Below are 19,291 nucleotides of genomic sequence, written 5' to 3' on the forward strand. Positions count from 1 at the left end.
AAAGAGTTGATCCTTTCTTGAACGTTTAGGGTAGAAGACGTGACGTTGATTGAATTAGGTAAAAATAAAGATATAATAATTTTGATTATTAGGTCTCGCATAGCATTTTCTATGCATTTAATATCAGGAATCAACAGGAGTAATCGCAAAGTACATGTGGCAACATATCGTTGTAGCGTACTTTGTGAAAATTTTCTCTTATCCTAAACACACGAATTACAGGAACGTCCTAATCTGATATTAAATGCAACCAGTGAGTAGCAGACCTGATCATAAGCAAATATTTATCACTAAAAATCAACAGATTTTGAAAGGAGGCAACATAAAGAATGGCTATTGATACGGTGTTATGGAGCAGACTGGTGACTGGTTTGACACTCGGATTCCACGTTATTTTTGCAACGCTTGGTGTTGGTGTACCTTTGATGATTGCTATTGCAGAGTTCATCGGTATTCGGAAGAAGGATCACCATTACATACTTATGGCAAAGAGGTGGTCCAGAGGATTTGTCATATCTGTGGCGGTTGGTGTGGTGACAGGTACAGCGATATCGCTGCAATTGGCACTGGTGTGGCCGAATTTCATGAAATTGGCCGGGAATGTTATTGCACTGCCACTATTTATGGAAGTATTCGCGTTCTTTTTTGAAGCGATCTTCTTGGGCATTTATTTGTACACGTGGGATCGGTTCAAAAATCCTTATATCCACTGGTTGCTGACTATACCAGTTGTTGCCGGGGCAGGGATGTCTGCTGTCTTTATCACGACAGTAAATGGATTCATGAACCAGCCTGAAGGCTTTGTCATGGAAGCAGGTCAATTCTTGGCAGTGAATCCTGTACAAGCAATGCTGAATGCGGCGACGTTCTCCAAAGTATTTCATGTATTAAGCTCGGCCTATTTGACAGGAGCTGCTCTGTTAGCTGGAATTGCAGCCTTGGCGATGCTGAGAAAAGGGGTGTCAGCCTACCACAAAAAGGGCCTGAACCTCATGATGGCCGTTGTTCTGGTCTTCAGCTTATTAAACTCCTTAGCCGGAGATGTATCTGCCAAGTTTTTGGCTGAGCATCAACCGGAGAAGCTCGCGGCTGCCGAGTGGCATTTCGAGACGGAAAGCGGCGCGGATCTGATCTTATTAGGATGGCTGAATGCTGAGCATGAAATCATAGGTGCTCTCCATTTGCCGAAAGTGCTCAGCTTTCTTGCCTTTGGAAACTTTAACGCCGAGGTAACCGGGCTGAATGAATTTCCACCCGATGAGCATCCGCCGTTACTTGTGCATTACTTGTTTGATCTGATGGCTGGAATCGGTTTCGCACTGCTTGCGATCTCTTCTCTGTATTTCCTGTTTGTGTTCTGGAAGAAACGCAACCAGTTTAACAAGTGGATGCTACGCATGGTTGCACTCAGTGCACCGCTTGCATTTCTGGCCGTTGAGATGGGCTGGTTCTATGCAGAGATCGGGCGGCAGCCCTGGATCATCCGAGGTTATATGCGCGTAGAAGAGGCCGCCACTTCGTCACCGAGTGTACGAATTTTATTTTTCGTCTTCTTGCTTCTGTACATCGTGCTTGGCGTCATCTGTGTGCTCGTGCTGAGACGTTTGTTCAATAACAATCCTGCTGAGCTTGAGATGGAGAAATGGTTGAAAGAGAAGCATGATCAATCAGCCAAGGGAGGGGAGCAGGCCTGATGAGTTATGAATTAATTGGTATATCGGTACTCTGGCTGTTCTTGTATGGCTATCTTATTGTAGCTTCGATTGATTTTGGAGCAGGTTTTTTCGCCTTTTATGCACGCCTGACCAAGCAGGATCATCTGATTAATCGGCTGATTTCCCGGTATCTATCACCGGTGTGGGAGATCACCAACGTATTTTTTGTCTTTTTCTATATTGGCATCGTCGGGTTTTTCCCGGATACCGCTTATTATTATGGCTCCGCGCTGCTTGTCCCGGGAAGTATTGCCGTCATTCTGCTTGCTATTCGGGGGTCGTTTTATGCTTTTGAGAATTACGGTTCCAAAAATAACATTATATATTTGTTTTTATACGGAGCTACGGGTTTGCTTATCCCGGCATCGTTGTCAGTGGCACTGACACTGTCTGAAGGTGGCTTTATTCTAAAGCAGGGGGAGACGGTTTCCCTGGATTATTGGGCGCTGTTCACCAATCCGTTATCGTGGAGCATCGTTGGACTCGCCATCGTATCCGTATTGTTCATTAGCGGATCATTTCTTACATTTTACGCTTCTCGGGCAGAGGATCATGCGGCATTAAAACTGATGCGTAACTATGCTCTGTTCTGGAGTACACCGACCATTATTCTCGCGCTGACTGCATTTATCTATTTGGGTCAACACAATGAGCGTCATTTTCAAAACATGATGGATTTATGGTGGCTGCTGGCGCTATCCGTTGCATTTTTCATGATTGCCATGTGGCTGTTATATAACGGTCGCCGTTACGGATTAGCTTTTATTTTCATTATGCTGCAATTTTTCACAGCCTTTTTCGCTTACGGCATTGGGCAGTATCCTTATATTCTTGATCCATATATCACGATTCAGAGCAGTGCCACACCGCCAGCAATGGGTTTTGCGCTAGTGGTTGTGTTTATCGGTGGGCTGTGCCTGTTAATTCCTTCTCTTATTCTGGTCTTCAAACTGTTCCTGTTTGATGCGGATTATGTGAAAGGGAAAAAATAAAGGAGGAGCTTTCTGTGAAGAGAAAAGCCAAATCCAATCTGATCTCGCAGCAAATGTCGTTACAACGAACAAACAGGCTGCTCCTTGCGATCATTTCGCTGGCGCTTGGTGTGACTATTATAAGTCAGGCGGCATTGGTGGCTGAAGCAGTCCAACGGATTTTTGTAGAGAAAGCTTCCTTCTCATCGGTGATGCTGCTGCTTGGGCTATTGCTGGCAGTAATGGCTGTGCGCACACTGTTGACGTACGGCAACGGGAAAGTGGGATTGCATATGGCAGCACGTGCCAAGACAAATATGCGAGCTTCTGTGTTGCAGAACCTTACCCGCGCTTCCATGCCTTCAACCCTTCGTGGACAGACGGGAGGAAAGGTCAGCGTTGCTCTGGATGCTGTGGATGAAGCTGACAGCTATTTCAGTCAGTACATGCCGCGTATGATGGAAGCTGCAATGATTCCGATACTGATTCTGATCGTTACGTTTACCCAGCACGCCAACACAGGCTACATTATGCTGTTTACAGCTCCGTTTATCCCGCTGTTCATGATTTTGGTGGGACTCAAGACAAAGAACAAATCCGAAGAGAAATACGCGCAGCTAGCCGAGTTTTCAGGTACATTTCTGGATTCGCTTCAAGGGCTGGTTACGTTGAAAATATTCGGACGGGCTAAACGTCAGCAGCAGGAGATTGAACGCAGCAGTCTGGGTTATCGGGATGCCACGATGGGCATTTTGAAGATTGCCTTTACAAATACGTTTATGCTGGAATCGATCGTAATGTTAAGCATCGGTATCGTTGCGCTCGAACTGGCTATACAGTTACTCGTGTTCAAATCGATGAGCTTCCACACGGCCTTTCTTGTGTTGTTGCTCGTCCCTGAGTTTTACAGTCTATTGAAGAATACAGGAACGGCTTTTCACAGCGGGCGAACCAGTATGGGGGCCATTCGTAAGGTGGAAGAGATGCTTGAGGAGACGAGTGGCGCAAGTAAGCCTACCATAGATGAGAAAGCCGAGAAGGATACACATATCGGTGATACAAACGATTTAAGGGTGCAGCAGGACAAGTTACGCACAAGTCGTGCCGAGTTGACTCTGATGCCACCAACCATTGAACTGGACCACGTTCGTTTCCGGTACACACCGGATTCCTTTGGACTTGAGACAGGACAGCTCTCGATTGGACCGGGAGAACAGATTGCCATTGTAGGCAAAAGCGGCTCCGGTAAAACAACGCTGCTGCATCTCATTGCCGGTTTGTTGAAACCAGATTCGGGAGCGGTTCTGGTTAACGGAATGGAGCTTTCGCAACATGATGAAACTGCATGGTTTGAGCAAGTTAGCTACATTACACAGCATCCGTATATTTTTGCAGGTACCTTTGCTGAAAATATAGCGATTGGAGCAGGTCGAAACGTCTCCAGAGCTGAAATAGAGCAGGCGGCAGAGGAAGCAGGACTTGCTGGCGTTGTCGCTCAGTTGGAGCAGGGATTGGATACGTTTGTTGGTGAGGGTGGTCGGGGGTTATCTGGTGGGGAAAAGCAGCGACTTGCCTTGGCACGAGCTTTTCTGAAGAAACCAGCCGTTATTTTGTTCGATGAACCCACAGTAGGACTGGATCTTCACACCGAACGGGTACTGCAACAGTCCATTGCGTCATTAGCCAAAACAGCGACGATGATTACGGTGGCACACCGTTTATATACGATTCAACATGCAGACAACATTTTGTTTATGGATAATGGGGTGTTGGTGGATTCAGGACATCATGAAGCGCTTCTGGTGCGCCTGCCTCAATATGCGGAGATGGTGGATGTACAACGGAAAGGAGGGTTAGCATGAATGAGCTGACGATTCTGTCAAAAGCGATGATTCAGGAGCGCAAGGATATCTTGCTTTCCATTTTGGGCGGATTTATCGCTGGCATAGCAGGGGTAGCGCTCTTTTCCGCGAGTGGATACATGATTTCGCAAACGGTATTTGCGCCACCGCTATACACCTTAATCGTACTTACCTCGATGGTCAAACTGCTCGGTTTCCTTCGGGCGGCGAGTCGTTACGCAGAACGCTTGTATTCTCATAGGGCGACGTTCTCCATGCTCAGCCGTTTGCGGACATCCTTTTTTGCCAAACTGATCCCGGTGACACCGGGTATCATGAACAAAAACCGAAGCGGAGATCTGCTTGCGCGGATCGTGGGTGATGTGGAGAGCTTGCAAAATTACTTTTTGCGTGTCGCCTATCCACCAATCATTGTTGTCATGGTGTTTTTGGCTACCATGCTGTTCACTTCGGTCTTTTCAATCTGGATTGCGTGTTTGCTGGTACTTGGCATGCTGATCACGGCTTTTGTTGTACCAGGCATTGTCTTGTTGGGACAGCGAAAAATCCACGGACGTGTCCGCCAGCAACGGGCTTTGCTGTCCACGGAAGTGACCGAAGTGTTGTATGGTTTCCGGGATCTGAAAGTATACGGCCAATTGGAACAGCGCGAGCAGCAGCTTCAGCAGGTTTCCGCTACATTGGCAACAGAACAGAAACAAGCCGCTTCGCACTTGCTAGGAGGGCAATCCATGCACGTTTTTGTGACGTATCTCGTGACATGGGGAGTGCTTGCCCTGAGCGCTTTCTTAATTATGAACGGAGTGTTCGCTGGTGTATTCCTCGCCATGCTGATCCTGGCTACGCAGACTGTGTTCGAAGAAGCTGCGGGAATGGCTGTATTACCTCTATATAAGCAGGACAGCGAACATGCAGCTCAGCGACTGACGGAAACGGTGCCAACCTCCGATGTACATCCTGCACAGCCAAGGGGTGAATTGTCAGGCGATCATGCAGTTTCAATCGAGTTATCTCATGTTAACTTCCAATATGAAGGAGAATGGAGACCGGCGCTGAGGGAGCTATCCCTGCAGCTTACAGCAGGCTCCAAAACTGCGATTGTCGGGCCGAGCGGGTCAGGTAAGTCAACGATTATTGATCTAATACTCAAGCTGCGTACACCAACGTCTGGTGATATACGGTTAAACGATATTCCGGTGCAGGAATTGAATGAAGAGAGTATTTGGCAAAGGGCAAATGTTGTGTTGCAGCAAAGTCATTTCTTCCGAGGAACCATTCGGGATAACCTGCTGCTGAATGGAGAAGAACATTCGGATGAAAAACTAATGGCTGTTCTGGACAAAGTACAACTGCCAAATAAGTCGTTGAACGACATGGTGTATGAAAAAGGGGAGAATCTGTCGGATGGCGAGAAGCAGCGGCTAGCACTGGCACGCGCCATGTTGCGCAACGGAAGGTTATGGCTGCTGGACGAACCGACTTCTTCTCTGGATTACGTCACAGAGCAACGTGTATTACAGCATCTTCTGGCACAGGCGACCGAAGATACAGTTCTTCTGATCTGTCACCGACTGACGGGATTGGAAGAGATGGATCGGATTGTCGTCATGGACCAAGGCAAGATTGTAGAATCGGGTTCTTTCTCCGAGTTAATGGATCAAAAAGGTTATTTTTATGAAATGAAGCAAATTGAACGACAAATGATTGGAGACGCCGGGGCGTGAAATTGTAAGAAGAGTCCTGTTCGTGGTGTTCGATAGTGCTTATTCAAAAACTAAAGAACGTCACTGATGTTATCGTCAGTAGCCGTTCTTTAGTCTTTTTGTCTATTCATTAAAAGAGCTGTAAGCTCCTAATCAAACAAAAGGTTAGCGAGTTCAAACGGATAATGGATATAACGCAATCTAAGTCATCCTTTACATCACAGCAGATGATTCAGACGCCTTATTCTTCTTCACAAGAGGTTTCTTCTTCAGTGTCCGATCATATAGATACGGTTTACCGTGATATTCCCATGCATTCTTTTGTTTTTGCTTTTTATGTATATCAACCTTAATCTCCAGATTGGCAACGTTGCTCTGGAATTCAGTCGCAATTCGTTTGCACCATTTCAGTCCACTTTCTTCTGATGCACTGAAGTGCACGCGTAACAGATATCCATTCACCGTCAATTCAAACTTATATAAATTCATGGTATGTATCCTTTCCAAGTAGAGATTATATACTGCACAAAATACGATAATCTGATTATAACACGAACGTACGTTCCGAAAAAGTGATATTTATGAAAACCATAATCCAAGAAGGTTCGTTAGACTCCTCCGCAGGAGTTCGTTTAATGGTAAAATACCTAAAAATGGCTCATGTTGGGGGTTACGAATGTATAAACTGATGATCGTCGATGATGAATTGCTCATGCGGGTTGGAATTCGTTCTATGCTGAATTGGGAAGAGTACAATTTCCATGTTGTTGGTGAAGCTGGAAATGGTAAAGAGGCATTGAGCCTGGCACTTGAAGTAATACCGGACCTAATTATTACAGATATCAAGATGCCGGTTATGGATGGACTGCAGCTTATACAAGAGGCCTCCGGCTCACTAAAAACCTGTAAGTATGTCATCCTGAGTAATTTTGACGAATTTCATTATGTGAAAGAGGCACTGAAACTTGGCGCTACAGATTACTTGATTAAAAGCGAGATCACCGAATCCTCCCTTATTGAGCTCCTGAGCACGGTTGGACAGAAACTGCAAAGTGAACATGTTCATCCAACCAATCCACCCTCTATCGCGCAGGATTATTCCAAGAATCTAAGATATCTAAAGGATAGTTTTTTTCAAGATATTGTAAGCGGATTCATAAGTGGAGAGGACATCATCTCCAGAGCAGAAGAACTGCATTTTCGTATCCATTCGGACCAGCTGGTTGTCATCAAGTTCATCGTGAACTATTACGAGGACGCAAAGAGGAAATATGTTGAGAAGGGGGAAAAGCTACTCCGATTTTCAATTCTTAATATTATGGAAGAGATTATTCCCTCGAAGTGGGAGAAGGAGATTTTTGTTGAAAGTTCTTCTGACTATTGGGTGATCGTCAATGTACATCCTGAGAGCCAATCTGTACACACCGATATAAATAAACTATGTAACAAATTGCTGTCTTCCATCAAGGACTTTATGAATCTGTCCCTCACCGCAGGGGTAAGTACGATGGTTTCGGGCTTCCCTCACATTAAGAAGGCCTGCCAAGAGGCGGAAATGGCTCTACAACATGGGTTCTTCACAGGTAGCAACAAGGTATTGTATTACGAGTATATGATCGAATCCCCAGATCGACAGGAAGTTAAGGGGGCTTTAAGCCCGCAACAAGAACGAGATTTGTTGAAGTTATGGGTAAGCAAAGACAACAATAAAGCGAAAGAGTTCCTCGAAGGAATCCGATTCAATCTGGAGCAGCTACGAGCGGATGAGAATAGCATTCGCAAGCAATATATCCTGGTACTGGAAATGATACATTCCCATCTTTCCCGAGCTACGGAAAGAGGTACAGCTTCTTTAACAGAAAAATCGCCATATGAAATCGTTCTAAAGGGGGAGTATTGGGAGGATATTCACCAAAATATGCTTGCCCATATTGCGTATTACTTCCAAACCGATTCCCAAAACAAACAGGAAAGCACCTACACCGATCTGGCCACTGAATTGATCGACAAGTATTATGCTGAGGATATTTCCTTGCAAGGCATCGCAAGCCAAATCAGTGTTAATCCATCGTATTTAAGCCGGGTGTTCAAGCAGGAACGAGGAGAGAACTTTATCACGTATTTGACCCGAGTTCGCATTGAACACGCTAAAACGTATCTATCGAGCAGAGGAATGAGAGTGTATGAAATCGCAGAAAAGGTAGGCTACCATAATTACACGTACTTCAGTAAGATTTTCAAAAAATCGGTAGGTGTCACCCCTGAGGAATATCGAGAGTTACAGCAGGGATGAATATGTAATCGGTGAATAGAGGTGCAGCATATGAAGCATGTTCGGCCTTTCCGAATCAAGTACAAAATTATGGTGATCTGTATGACCGTCATTATCCTTCCGGTATTGGTGATGACGATCAATTCGTATTACTCCTCAGAGCGGTTATTGGCACAGAACTATACAACGTTGCTCAATGATCTAGCCAAACAGACGAATATTCGCATTGACGAGTTCCTCAAGGAGATTGAGAAAATTTCATTGCTAGCCAGCAATGGTCTTAGTGACAATCTGTCTGCCACTCATGAAGGAAGTTTTCCAATCCAGGATTTCCTGCGAACGGGTGATGAACAGCATGAGATTGCCGCATACAACATTCTGATGAATTATATCATGATGAAAGATCGTGTATTCTCCATCTACCTCTACAATATGAACGGGGGACAGGACCTTTTTGTCAGTCCGCATCAACCCATTGATCCGAACTACAAAGTAGCGAATGAATTATGGTTTAAAAAGTTCATGCATGATAATGATCGAACCATTACCCTCACAACACGAATCGACGAGCAATTGGAGAATAAAATACTGGCAGTGTCACACGCTCGCAAAATTCATGATGTGTCTAGTGGAGAGCTGCTTGGTGTAATCGTTGTCAGTATTGATATCAAATTCATCGAGATTGTCAATCGAAATTTGCAGGAAGGGTTACGCTCCAGATTCATGATCGTTGATGAGGATGACAAAATCGTATATAACGTGAACGAACGATTAATTGGGACATTGTTCAGGGACAACGTGCGTCCACCTGAAACATTCAATGTCGTGGTGACCAGTCCCCTTAGCCAGCAAAAATGGACAACTTACTTATATATGCCTTTGGATGAGTTGACTGCGGATGGAAAAATATTGGGCCGTAATCTGGTGACGCTCGCCATAGTCATTGTTCTTTTTGCTGCCGTCATATCCATCTTTCTATCTCACGTGATCACAACGCCCATTAAAAAACTGCTACGGAATATCGCGTTAGTTGAGAAAGGTCAGTTTGAACAAGTTGAACCTATTGGCTCAAGAGACGAGATTGGACACTTATCCATTCGATTTAATAGAATGTCTCACGAGTTGAAGCGGTTGGTCGAACGGATGCAGCAAGAAGAGATAGAAAAAGCCAAGGCCGAGATGCGTGCGCTCCATGACCAGATCAAGCCTCATTTTCTATATAATACCCTTGGGTCGGTGAAATGGATCGCCTCAATGCAACAAGCTGACAAAATCGTGGATATGACTGATGCCCTAATCTCGATGCTCCGCTATGCCACAAAATCTGATGGAACCCTCGTAACGATTCGTGAGGAACTCGATAATATAGCCAATTATGTAACGATCCAGAATGTCAGGTACTATGATTGTATTCAGATGAGATATGAAATTGAGGATAGAGTGTTGGATTATCGGATGCCCAAAATGATCCTGCAGCCCATTGTGGAGAATGCAATTTTTCATGGCCTGGCCGAGCTAGAGGAAGACGGAATCATCACCATTCGGATTCAACTGCGAATGGATGAAGTTGTCATTGAAATCTGCGATAATGGCGTGGGTATGGATCAACATACGATGCAGAACCTCATGGAAGAAAAGTCCGGTGCAGGTACAGGAACCAATGGAATTGGACTGCATAATGTGCAGCGACGAATTCAACTTCATTTTGGGAAACCTTATGGAATACAGGTGGAGAGTATAGTAGGTGAAGGTACCAAGTTCTCCATTTTGCTGCCTGCCATTTCAGAGTTTAGATAGAACCAAAGGGCTTGCAGTATGAACTGCAAGCCCTTTGGTTTACCCCTTGACGCTTCCTAGCACCAAACCTTTGGTAAAGTATTTCTGTAGGAACGGATATACGAGTAAAATCGGAATGGCTCCCAAGAACATTTGAGCTGCGCGTCCCGTTCTGGCGTTCATCATGGATAATAGCTGCGTATAATCCGAGCCGGATTTCAGCATGATTTGCTCAAAACTTTGCAGAAGGGTCTGCAGGTAGCTTTGTAATGGATAATTGGCTGGATTGTTCATATAAATAATGCCATCGAACCACGAATTCCAGTGGGCAACGATACTGAACAAACCAACGGTTGCGAGAGCGGGCTTAAGAAGTGGGAGCAGAATCCGAAGCAATACCTGTACTGGACCAGCACCATCGATAATGGCTGATTCTTCAATCTCCTCGGGCAACCCTCTAATGAAATTCATGAGGATAATCATACTGAATACGGGGAGAGCCCCAGGCAGGATCAAAGACCATATGGAATCGATTAGTCCCATTTTGACAACCACGAGATAGGTTGGAATTAATCCTCCACTGAATAACATGGTTACAATGAAAAATCCCATATAGATGTTACGCCCCATTAATTTTTGTTTGGATTTGGAGAGGGGATAGGCCGTGAGTACGATCAGAACCAGATTCACCAATGTTCCGAGAACGGTTCGTTGGATGGCCACCCAGAGAGAGGAGAAAAATGACCCTCCCGTTAACGCAAATTCATAGGCTTTTGTCGTAAATTCCACAGGCCAGAATGTAACACTCCCCGCAGATACAGCTGCGCTGCTGCTGAATGAAACAGCCAACAGGTTAATAAATGGCAGGATACATAAGAGAGAAATTAGAAGCAATATAGTGTAGTTTAAGATAAGAAATACACGTCTGCTCATACTTTTATCATGGATCATAATGTGAGTTCCTCCTCCTTCTTAGAAGATACGATAGCCAGCCACTCTGTAAGCCAGAATGTACGATACAGCAACGAGAACACTGGAAATGATGGATTTGAATAACCCGACAGCGGTTCCGATCGAATATTGAGCCTGTTGAATTCCCAACCGATATACATAGGTATCAATAATATCACCGGTCTGATAGACAACAGGGGAGTAGAGATTATAGATCTGGTCAAAGCCGGCATTCAGTACATTTCCTAACGACAGCACAGTCATTAAGACAATCGTTGGCATGAGGAGAGGCAAGGTAATATAGATGGTTTGCTTCCAGCGTTTGGCGCCGTCAATTACTGCGGCCTCGTAGAGTCCTGGATCAATACTGGTCAGTGCTGCCAAATAAACAACCGTGCCAAAACCAAAGCCTTTCCATATGTCACTTACAATCATTGTCCAGGGAAATATAGAGGGTGTGCCAAGAAATGAAATAGGTGCAATTCCAAATACGCCTAAAAAGGTATTGATAATGCCGTCAGCGCTCAGTATGTCCAGCATGATGCCAGCCATAATGACCCAAGAGAGGAAATTTGGAATATATACAAGCGTTTGAAATGTACGTTTGATTCCACTGTGCAGGACTTCGTTAAGGAGTAATGCGAAAATAACGGGCACGATTATCCCGCCGATAATCTTGAAGACAGACATGTACAGTGTATTCCAGATGGTTCTTACGAAGTTCGGCTGATTGAATACGTGCGTAAAATTATCCCATCCCACCCATGGCGAGTTGAAGCCGAGTCCCGGATTGTATTTCTGAAACGCGATAATAAGTCCGTAGAAAGGAATGTAACTAAAGATGAAGACCAAGACCATGCTTGGGATCAACATGAGATGGTAAGGACTCTGCTGTTTCCATTTTCTCAACATTCATATTCCTCCGTTCATCGTGCGGGAAATGTAATCGCTATCAAATAGAGGGGTGAGATCACCCTCATCCCCTCTTTATGAACGAGATTATTTTGCCCCGTATGCCTCATTGACTGCCTGGGTTGCATCATCGCCTCCGGCTGCACGCCAATTCTGGACAATCACATCGAAATAATCGATACTTTCACTTCCCATAATGATCTTGGTAAAGCCCTCTGTCAGGATATCATCCAAGGTTGTTCCATAGCTTGACAGGATCTCTGGTGTAACACCCCATAAGGCTGTCTTCGTATAGTTTTCGCTGTCGAGTACTTTTTTGGCTAGGCCATATGCATTTTTGGGAGCACCTTGTTGCAAATAATCACCGACTGCACCAGGGGTTGCGTTCTCCATGAATTCAACACTGTTATTATATTTTTGCCACATACCCGAAGTCGTGAGTCCACTGGTATCCTTGGATTCAAGGGCAGCCGACACCGCCTCGAATTGCTCGTAATCGGAATTGGGGTTAAGTACACGGAAGGCTCCAACAACATGGGCAATATCGTTATCCAGCAACGCAGATAGCGTTTCTGTAGATTCCTTGCCATTGCCTTCATCCACGATATAAGCATAGTCGTTCAAAATCTGGATCACTTTCTCGGGGTTCTTGAATCCCTTCTTCATGACAATATAATTGTTGTTGGCGAAAAAGATGGATTGTGTGGCTTCCTTCCCATCGACGGTAGGAATGATATAAGGGTAGAAGATTGCGTCCTTACCCAAGTTGGATACGGTATCGACACCCGGATTATAACCCCACCATTGGTAATAAGGCTGCATTCCCACTTTGCCGGCGACAATGTCCGCGTTCATCGCGTTGAAGTCTTTGATTGCAAATTCCGGATCAATAATGCCTCGCTTGTACCATTCCGACCACTCCGCCAGCGCATTCTTCATCTCAGGCTGTACAGATCCGTATACGAGTTTTCCACTGGCATCTTCCATCCACATATCCGGATGTGCATTCCATGCAATCGCGAGCAGGTTGAGGTAGTCCAACGATTGGTCTACTGCTATGCCGTAACCGCCATGCTTTTCCATGAATTTCAGTGCAATATTCTTGATGTCTTCCACAGATTTTGGATCCTGGAGTCCCAATTCTTCTTTCCAGTCGTTCCGAATCCAGATGAAGTCTGGTTGTTCAATTAATCCCCAATGCATCTGCGGTATCCCGTACAGCTTGCCGTCCTTCTTTCCAGACTCGTAACTGTCCGCATCTGCTTCCATGTAACCTTTGAGACGATCCGAAGCGTGTTGATCAAATACTTCGGAGAGGTCCATGACCATATCTGCTTCGACCAGCTGTCTCAGTTGTGATGGATTAACTCTGAATACGTCAGGAAGATCGTTCGATGCGATAGCCAAATTCAATTTGGTATCATATTCATCGCTGACCCAGTCTGTTTTGACATCGATATTAAACTTCTCTTTGTATCGCTTAATCCACACATTGTTGGTGATATCATCGCCCTTTGGATATTTGGCAGAAGAGTATTCTGACGTTACGGTGTGAATGGTTGTCGTTCCACCCTCGTTGGAATCCGGGTTCGTCGTTGGATCTTTCTCGGCACCGCTTCCACTGCTACATGCAGCAAGTAATAAGGTTGACATGCACACAGACAAGAGTAAAGCTTTCGTTTTCTTGTTCATTTCTTTTCCCCCTTATCAGTCATATTTCAATAATGCTTTCTTGGAAATATTCTAAACGAGAAAGGGGAAAGGGGATATAAAGGTTATTGACGAGAACCCATACGTTTTTTTACTTTTGAGTTGTAGCGAAGAAAAGCTAAATAAGCGTAGTGCACTTTTTTTACTCTATACGCCTTCTTTTTTTACTCATGTCTCCAAAAATTGCTTTAGATGACGATCGATAAGGAGTGAATCCACTTCGTTAGCTCCAATCCCGAAGCAGTGTCCCCACTTGGACTCAATGGGCTGAAAAACAGCATTCGGCATATGTTGAACATCATACGCACTGTCTTCTGGTGTAAAAAACAAGTCACTGGACCCAGGCATAACGAGGGCAGGAGAGGTGATCTTACGCAGTGCCTGTTCAAAGTTGCGATCATCTGTGGGATTATCACTAATGTCTCCATATATTCCTGTACGAAGCATGGTGATTAAGTCGTTAGCATCAAAGGATAGAAACACCTGGTCCCAGTAATCTTCAACATAAGACTTCAAGGTATCGTAACCTTCAGATTGATGCAATTTCTCCAAATAATACGCCTGCGAAAACCCCCATGGAGCATAAACTCTCCCCATTGCAGCGAGACCAGCAACCGGAGGGAGCTCATATCTGCCATTTTTAAAATTGGAATCTGCCTGTAACGCTGCGATCATTGCTTCGAATACCAACTGTGTATGGGGTCTGCTTTTTGCTGTTCCGCCAAAGGGGGCAATTCGTTCGACCATCTCCGGATAACTCGTGCCCCACTGAAACACCTGCATGGCTCCCAGAGACCAGCCCACAACGAGTTTAATTTTGGAGATACCGAATTTCTCAGTGATAAGTTGATGTTGGGCACGCACATTGTCATACATGGAGATGAGAGGAAAGTTCTCTCTATCAAATGGGGCAGGGGTATTGCTCGGAGACGACGATAATCCGTTACCCAACATATTGGGCACAACGATAAAATACCGACTGGGGTCCAGAGCCTTGTCCACTCCAATTAACCATTCATTATCTGTGTGAAGTCCAGCAAACCATGTTGGAACGACAATAACATTGTCTTTTGCCAGATTTAAGGTTCCATAAGTCTTGTATGCAATAAAAGCTTGAGGGAGCTGTTGTCCCGATTGAAGTAATGTATCGCCAAGGTGATATGTTTCATAATCGTTCATGGATGGATTCTCCTTATAAAAGTAGTAATAACTTGATTTCACTCTACAATACGTCTATCATCAATTCAACGAAACATTGTTGAATATAACATTCATTTATTTTGAACAAAGGAGGTTTTGGATTCATGGAAATACGACAGCTAAAAACCTTTTGGACCCTTGCATCGACTTGCAGCTTTCATCAAACTGCTGAATTATTGAGTTATGTCCCGTCTACCATAACCATGCAAATCAAATCTCTCGAAGAAGAGTTGGGCGTGAAATTGCTGGATCGATTAGGTAAAAAGGTTGTATTAACAGATGCTGGGCAGCAATTCCTGCCGTACGCCACTAAAATCTTAAACGATGTAGAGGAAGCGAAGTGCATATCTAGTCAACACGGGGAATTGGCGGGAACGGTAGTTATTGGAGCGGACGAAGTGCTGTGTGCTTATCTTCTTCCAGCCTTGTTCAAACGTTTCCGAGCGGACTATCCTGGTGTGCGGTTGTTGTTCCGCCCGTTGTCTGGTCAAGAGCTTAAATCAAGTCTGAGGGAAGGGCATACGGATGTCGTTTTTGTATTGGATGAGCACGTGGGTGCCAAAGATCTTCACTCCACGTTTTTGAAGAACGAGACCTTTCAAATGGTGGTTTCACCCGATCATATGTTAGCATCGCGTTCCGCGTTAGTTATCGATGACTTTCACAAACAGCATTTTTTGCTGACCGAAAAGAACTGTTCTTATCGTGCTTATTTTGAACAATCTCTTCTGAAGAAAGGCGCAGATGTGCTGACAGAGCTGGAGTTTCATAGTGTAGAAGCCATTAAACAATGCGCAGTGGCAGGTCTCGGGATCGCTTTATTGCCTGAAATGGCTTTGAAACAAGAGTTAAGCGAAGGGGAACTGGTTGCATTGCCTTGGGATTTAACAGATATATCGTTTTCTGCACAAATGCTTTGGCATCGAGAAAAATGGATATCTCCATCCATCGCTGCTTTCATCCAGGTCGCCAAGCGTGAGCTAAGTTGATTGTTCAGAATTTGTTTAGATGTATGTGTTAAAATATTCTTCACAGACATATATGGGGGATTAACAATGGAAAGAAAGATTCGAAATTCTGCAAAAGCATTGATCATCAACGATGGAAGGATGCTTGCAATGAAGCAGGATGATCATGATGAAGTCATCTATATCCTGCCGGGCGGGAGCCAGAATGCAGGGGAGACATTGACCGACGCTGTGAAGCGTGAAGTCGGAGAAGAAATCAGAGTAGAGGTAGAACCGTTATCATTGGAATTCGTTATTGAAGGGGTATACGGTGAAGCTCTTCATCGTGTAGATTTTGTTTTTTTGTGCGAGTACATAGGTTTGATGGACCAAGATAGTTCTATTCTGCCAAGTGACGAAAATCAGGTGGAATATGAATGGCTCGAAATTAAAAATATAAACGAACTACCTTTATTTCCTTCAAAATTACGAAAGCAGATTCTTAGATTGGTTGGGGGAGAACCCACGGTTATGTATTTAGGAAATGAGGAAGATGAGGAACTGTATGGTTAGTCGTGTCTAACACATCGAAGCCGAGAATGAATATGAAGTGATGCATAAACAAGCGGAAGTCTTTTATTTATATAAGGAAAGGCTATTTCAAAGGACGTGAGGGTCCAGTGAGATAGCCTTTTTTGCCGTTGAACAAAGTGTACTGATCAATTCGAAAATGCCCCTAGACTATGGGGTTACATAAGGCAAGGCCCACCAAGGTGAGGTGTTACATATCTTGTTCCTTCACACCTGCTGTCATATGTTTCTGACCCCACATGACCATGGATTCAATTAGAGGAACCAATTCCTTGCCTGATTCGGTGAGTGAATATTCCACTCTCGGTGGTATCTCGTTATATTGCTCCCGATGCACGATACCGGAATGAATCAAATCCTTCAAACAGTTCGTTAGCATCGTTCCGGTAATGCCAGGTAATCTTCTTTTTAATTCATTGTAACGTATACAGTCATTTTCACTGAGGATTGCCAGGATTGGAAGATTCCACTTGCCTCCAATGACCTGAAATGCATAAGTCGCTGGACATAACTGATCGAAATTAAACTCGTATTTCACTTGATACCCTCCAATAGTATACTTTTTGATACTAAGTCAGAAAAAGAATCGTACTTGTTCAGAAGATTGTAGACATTATAATCAAACTAATACAAGGAAATCAATTCATAAAGTTAAAGGCGGGATACATGTGAGTAACGAATCTATGATGTGTGATCTGGAAACCGGCATATGTGGTGTGAGCGAAGAAGAGGCTATGCAAGAAATTAATCTGAATCACGTTGGGAAAAAGGTAACCATTTATTACGCAACAGATCCGATTTGCTCTCACTGCTGGGCGCTAGAGCCGGTGCTTCATCGGTTTGTTGAGGAATACGGTCATTATTTTACGTTGCAAATCAAAATGGGTGGGCTACTGGCTAACTGGAACGGTTTCTCGGATGGTGCTAACGGAATTCAGAAACCTTCGGACGTTGCAGGGCATTGGAGAGAAGTGGGGGAACATTCACGTATGCCCATTGATGGTTCCCTATGGCACGATAATCCAATACTTTCTTCCTATCCGCCATCTCGCGTATTTAAGGTCATTCAGAGTACACACCCTGGTAAGGAACATGAATTTTTAAGACGCGCGCGTGAAGCCGTGTTTGCATTTAATCAAAATATTGGAGAAGATGATGTGCTGACGGATATCGTCAATCAACTGGGTTTGAATGGAAAAGAAGTGGTTGAGGCGGCTGCACAGCAATCTGCACAAGAGTTATTAGAGGAAGACTTTGAGCGTGTCGCCAGTTTGGGAGTTAGAGGTTTCCCATCCATTATCATTGTAAATGAAGAGAACCAAGGGATGAAAATTGTCGGAGCACGTTCTCTTGAAACATATGTGCAAGCACTTCAGCAGGTGTTGGGTGTTGATCTGAAACCAAAACAGATACCCTCGTTGCAGCAGAAAATCAATGAGGGACACCTTCTTTTTTCTAAAGAAGTAGAGGTCATGTACGATATCGATAAGAGTGATGTTGCATCCTATGTGACATCTGAATTGGCAGAGGACACATATCATGTGGGTTATATTTTGAATGAGATGTATATTAAGCATATCTGAGAAAAAACAAGAAATCTGTAGTAGCACATTATCCTTAACAGAATATTCCTGCTTCGGCACACGGTTGTGTTATTCGCACAGGCAAGTCGTCCACCCATTGCGTAGACTAAAGTAGATCAAGTCAAGTGAGGTGAATTCCATGGTTAAGACCAATGAAATACACGTCAAGGCAAAACGGCTCAAAGATCGTCCAGTCTGCGTGACTCTTCATAATGGGGAAACGTACGTTGGCTATATCTCTGGTGTCAATCACGCAGGGGTAGTGATTACCGGAGGCGGAAAGCTTACTCAGGCCGCAATCTCAGCACCCTCATCTGAAGGAAGTGCTCGCAAAAGCAAACCTAAAGCAGAGGCTACAAGAAAAACAGTATCCTCTCGAAAGCGTAAACGGACGAACAATACTCGTAAGTCGCAGGTACGATCCCGGTCGATGTCTTCTCGTTCAATCTCTCGGCAAGCTCAGGTATCATCATTCATGCCTATGTTAGGTTCATTGTTAGGTGGTGGCTTTGGCGGACTTGGCGGTGCAGGCTCGATTGGAGGTATGTTAGGCGGTGGTATGCGGTTGTTTGGCATGATCCAGCGGTTTACACCTGTGGTCAAAATGGGGTATGGCATGATTAAGCAGATTCAGCCATTTATGGGGGCGGTTCAAGGGCTGATGACTCCAGCAAGCCAGGCTGCGGCAGATGCCGAAGGTGAAGAGGAAGCACAACGAGGATAATACTTGAAATGAAAATCGTGAAATAGTGAAATAGAACACAACCTTCGTTGCATTTGGAAAGGAAGGATTGCTAGTATGTTGGGTGATCTGATCTCTTTCTGATCTGTTCTTATCTTCTCAGCTAGATGCTTAACTGCAAGCTGCTCTCCGTACGCCAAACGGAGGGTGGCTTATTTGCTTATGCTGTATATGAGGTTTGAACCAGCTCGATTTCGCATGCTTGCTCAGTGCTAACGAACCTCAGAAACCTTATTCGGGTCAATATCAAGCCATTAAAATTCGCCCGAATCGGGTTAAATAAGACTCCCTGTGTTTGTTAAATTCCTTCGTTGCGAGGAATACAAACTGAGATTTCCAATACGCGTCTAACATCT

At 44.5% G+C, this 19,291-nt stretch carries 16 protein-coding genes; 10 read left to right on the top strand and 6 right to left on the bottom strand.

From position 1 onward, the window contains the following. The first annotated feature begins 329 nt into the window (after positions 1-329). The 4 genes from NLBNIHML_RS01975 to cydC are packed head-to-tail and all read left to right on the top strand — an operon-like array spanning position 330 to position 6,272. A complete protein-coding gene (locus tag NLBNIHML_RS01975; protein WP_494353628.1) occupies positions 330-1,694 on the top strand; it encodes a cytochrome ubiquinol oxidase subunit I in 1,365 nt (454 codons plus the stop codon). Then, complete coding sequence (locus NLBNIHML_RS01980) at positions 1,694-2,707, top strand: cytochrome d ubiquinol oxidase subunit II (RefSeq protein ID WP_339261225.1); 1,014 nt, start codon at positions 1,694-1,696, stop codon at positions 2,705-2,707. Before NLBNIHML_RS01975 ends, NLBNIHML_RS01980 begins: the two co-directional genes overlap by 1 nt. A 53-nt stretch (positions 2,708-2,760) precedes the next feature. Next, positions 2,761-4,548 (top strand): thiol reductant ABC exporter subunit CydD, encoded by a 1,788-nt coding sequence (cydD, locus tag NLBNIHML_RS01985; RefSeq protein ID WP_494354655.1) that lies wholly within the window; start codon positions 2,761-2,763, stop codon positions 4,546-4,548. Then, complete coding sequence (cydC, locus tag NLBNIHML_RS01990; RefSeq protein ID WP_494353629.1) at positions 4,545-6,272, top strand: thiol reductant ABC exporter subunit CydC; 1,728 nt, start codon at positions 4,545-4,547, stop codon at positions 6,270-6,272. Before cydD ends, cydC begins: the two co-directional genes overlap by 4 nt. 192 nt (positions 6,273-6,464) lie before the next feature. Here the strand turns inward: cydC and NLBNIHML_RS01995 are convergent, their stop codons facing one another. Continuing rightward, positions 6,465-6,740: a hypothetical protein gene (locus NLBNIHML_RS01995; RefSeq protein WP_494353630.1), complete on the bottom strand. Its 276-nt coding sequence runs from the start codon at positions 6,738-6,740 to the stop codon at positions 6,465-6,467. A 187-nt stretch (positions 6,741-6,927) separates the two neighbouring features. Here NLBNIHML_RS01995 and NLBNIHML_RS02000 point away from each other — a divergent pair, with 187 nt between their 5' ends. Continuing rightward, positions 6,928-8,544: a helix-turn-helix domain-containing protein gene (locus NLBNIHML_RS02000; RefSeq protein ID WP_494353631.1), complete on the top strand. Its 1,617-nt coding sequence runs from the start codon at positions 6,928-6,930 to the stop codon at positions 8,542-8,544. A 30-nt stretch (positions 8,545-8,574) separates the two neighbouring features. Next, the gene (locus tag NLBNIHML_RS02005; protein WP_339261240.1) at positions 8,575-10,320 is read left to right on the top strand and encodes a cache domain-containing sensor histidine kinase; all 1,746 of its coding nucleotides are present in this window, start codon (positions 8,575-8,577) and stop codon (positions 10,318-10,320) included. Between the two features lie 39 nt (positions 10,321-10,359). Here NLBNIHML_RS02005 and NLBNIHML_RS02010 read toward each other — a convergent pair whose 3' ends face one another. The 4 genes from NLBNIHML_RS02010 to NLBNIHML_RS02025 all read right to left on the bottom strand — a co-directional run bounded on the left by NLBNIHML_RS02010 (position 10,360) and on the right by NLBNIHML_RS02025 (position 15,051). Continuing rightward, positions 10,360-11,250 (bottom strand): carbohydrate ABC transporter permease, encoded by an 891-nt coding sequence (locus NLBNIHML_RS02010; RefSeq protein ID WP_339242749.1) that lies wholly within the window; start codon positions 11,248-11,250, stop codon positions 10,360-10,362. Between the two features lie 21 nt (positions 11,251-11,271). Further along, complete coding sequence (locus NLBNIHML_RS02015) at positions 11,272-12,162, bottom strand: ABC transporter permease (RefSeq protein ID WP_494353632.1); 891 nt, start codon at positions 12,160-12,162, stop codon at positions 11,272-11,274. A gap of 87 nt (positions 12,163-12,249) precedes the next feature. Further along, positions 12,250-13,854: a type 2 periplasmic-binding domain-containing protein gene (locus tag NLBNIHML_RS02020; RefSeq protein WP_339242752.1), complete on the bottom strand. Its 1,605-nt coding sequence runs from the start codon at positions 13,852-13,854 to the stop codon at positions 12,250-12,252. A 186-nt stretch (positions 13,855-14,040) separates the two neighbouring features. Beyond that, positions 14,041-15,051: an alpha/beta fold hydrolase gene (locus tag NLBNIHML_RS02025; RefSeq protein ID WP_494353633.1), complete on the bottom strand. Its 1,011-nt coding sequence runs from the start codon at positions 15,049-15,051 to the stop codon at positions 14,041-14,043. Positions 15,052-15,176: 125 nt separating this feature from the next. Between NLBNIHML_RS02025 and NLBNIHML_RS02030 the strand changes: the two genes are divergently transcribed. Then, positions 15,177-16,061 carry a LysR family transcriptional regulator gene (locus tag NLBNIHML_RS02030; RefSeq protein ID WP_339261246.1) on the top strand — a complete coding sequence of 295 codons (885 nt, stop codon included), beginning with the start codon at positions 15,177-15,179 and terminating at the stop codon, positions 16,059-16,061. Between the two features lie 66 nt (positions 16,062-16,127). Continuing rightward, a complete protein-coding gene (locus NLBNIHML_RS02035; RefSeq protein WP_494353634.1) occupies positions 16,128-16,592 on the top strand; it encodes an NUDIX domain-containing protein in 465 nt (154 codons plus the stop codon). Between the two features lie 208 nt (positions 16,593-16,800). Here NLBNIHML_RS02035 and NLBNIHML_RS02040 read toward each other — a convergent pair whose 3' ends face one another. Continuing rightward, positions 16,801-17,148: a winged helix-turn-helix transcriptional regulator gene (locus NLBNIHML_RS02040; RefSeq protein WP_339242759.1), complete on the bottom strand. Its 348-nt coding sequence runs from the start codon at positions 17,146-17,148 to the stop codon at positions 16,801-16,803. 130 nt (positions 17,149-17,278) lie between these two features. Between NLBNIHML_RS02040 and NLBNIHML_RS02045 the strand changes: the two genes are divergently transcribed. Together NLBNIHML_RS02045 and NLBNIHML_RS02050 are read left to right on the top strand one after the other, a co-directional pair. After that, positions 17,279-18,193, top strand: a complete 915-nt coding sequence (locus tag NLBNIHML_RS02045; RefSeq protein ID WP_494353635.1) for a DsbA family oxidoreductase — start codon at positions 17,279-17,281, stop codon at positions 18,191-18,193. A 139-nt stretch (positions 18,194-18,332) separates the two neighbouring features. Then, positions 18,333-18,917 carry a hypothetical protein gene (locus NLBNIHML_RS02050; protein WP_339242762.1) on the top strand — a complete coding sequence of 195 codons (585 nt, stop codon included), beginning with the start codon at positions 18,333-18,335 and terminating at the stop codon, positions 18,915-18,917. The last annotated feature ends 374 nt before the right edge of the window (positions 18,918-19,291 follow it).

The sequence above is a fragment of the Paenibacillus sp. JNU01 genome, assembly GCF_059130585.1.

Coding starts and splice junctions, on each gene's coding strand:
- NLBNIHML_RS01995 (WP_494353630.1), bottom strand. CDS start 6,740: ATGAATTTATATAAGTTTGAATTGACGGTGAATGGATATCTGTTACGC.
- NLBNIHML_RS02000 (WP_494353631.1), top strand. CDS start 6,928: ATGTATAAACTGATGATCGTCGATGATGAATTGCTCATGCGGGTTGGA.
- NLBNIHML_RS01980 (WP_339261225.1), top strand. CDS start 1,694: ATGAGTTATGAATTAATTGGTATATCGGTACTCTGGCTGTTCTTGTAT.
- NLBNIHML_RS02035 (WP_494353634.1), top strand. CDS start 16,128: ATGGAAAGAAAGATTCGAAATTCTGCAAAAGCATTGATCATCAACGAT.
- NLBNIHML_RS02010 (WP_339242749.1), bottom strand. CDS start 11,250: ATGATCCATGATAAAAGTATGAGCAGACGTGTATTTCTTATCTTAAAC.
- NLBNIHML_RS02025 (WP_494353633.1), bottom strand. CDS start 15,051: ATGAACGATTATGAAACATATCACCTTGGCGATACATTACTTCAATCG.
- NLBNIHML_RS02050 (WP_339242762.1), top strand. CDS start 18,333: ATGGTTAAGACCAATGAAATACACGTCAAGGCAAAACGGCTCAAAGAT.
- NLBNIHML_RS02015 (WP_494353632.1), bottom strand. CDS start 12,162: ATGTTGAGAAAATGGAAACAGCAGAGTCCTTACCATCTCATGTTGATC.
- NLBNIHML_RS02020 (WP_339242752.1), bottom strand. CDS start 13,854: ATGAACAAGAAAACGAAAGCTTTACTCTTGTCTGTGTGCATGTCAACC.
- cydC (WP_494353629.1), top strand. CDS start 4,545: ATGAATGAGCTGACGATTCTGTCAAAAGCGATGATTCAGGAGCGCAAG.
- NLBNIHML_RS01975 (WP_494353628.1), top strand. CDS start 330: ATGGCTATTGATACGGTGTTATGGAGCAGACTGGTGACTGGTTTGACA.
- NLBNIHML_RS02030 (WP_339261246.1), top strand. CDS start 15,177: ATGGAAATACGACAGCTAAAAACCTTTTGGACCCTTGCATCGACTTGC.
- cydD (WP_494354655.1), top strand. CDS start 2,761: ATGTCGTTACAACGAACAAACAGGCTGCTCCTTGCGATCATTTCGCTG.
- NLBNIHML_RS02005 (WP_339261240.1), top strand. CDS start 8,575: ATGAAGCATGTTCGGCCTTTCCGAATCAAGTACAAAATTATGGTGATC.